Source organism: Roseomonas sp. 18066 (assembly GCF_902706185.1).
In the GTDB taxonomy this organism is placed as follows: domain Bacteria; phylum Pseudomonadota; class Alphaproteobacteria; order Acetobacterales; family Acetobacteraceae; genus Pseudoroseomonas.
Genome location: NZ_CACSJM010000354.1, coordinates 1 through 509, shown reverse-complemented (window position 1 = coordinate 509; position 509 = coordinate 1). Strand labels below are relative to the sequence as shown.

1 protein-coding gene is annotated in these 509 nt (G+C 72.5%); it reads left to right on the top strand.

What is annotated here, in order from left to right:
* The coding region (locus GVN67_RS29195; protein ID WP_235035621.1) for a D-(-)-3-hydroxybutyrate oligomer hydrolase at nucleotides 1-509 on the top strand (509 nt) is incomplete at both ends.

The following is a 509-nucleotide window of genomic DNA, read 5'->3' as shown; positions in this document are numbered from 1 at the left end:
GGCCTGCAGGACGATTCCGCGCCGGGCTACGAGGGTGCCCAGCCCACGGCCGACGAACTGCGCCGCAACGCCATCTACGTCAACTACCGCGCGCTGGTGGACACCACGAGCGAGGGCGGCTACGGCACGCTCTACGGCCCGAACGTGGACGTGCAGGGCCGTCCCACCCAGGGCGAGGGCAAGGTGGCGGGCCTGGAGGCGATCGCCTATGCGGACGACGGCACCGGGCGCCGCAACGTCACCCTGATGGTGCAGGTGCCGGACGGCTTCGACCGCACGCGCCCCTGCATCGTGACCGCGACCTCGTCCGGATCGCGCGGCATCTATGGCGGCATCCCCACCGGCGAATGGGGCCTCAAGCGCGGCTGCGCGGTGGCCTACACCGACAAGGGCACGGGCACGTCCCCGCACGACCTGCAGAACGACACCGTGGCGCTGATCGATGGCACCCGCACCACGGCCTCGCTCGCGGGCACGCGCGCCGCCTTCAACGCGGGCCTGTCCGAGGC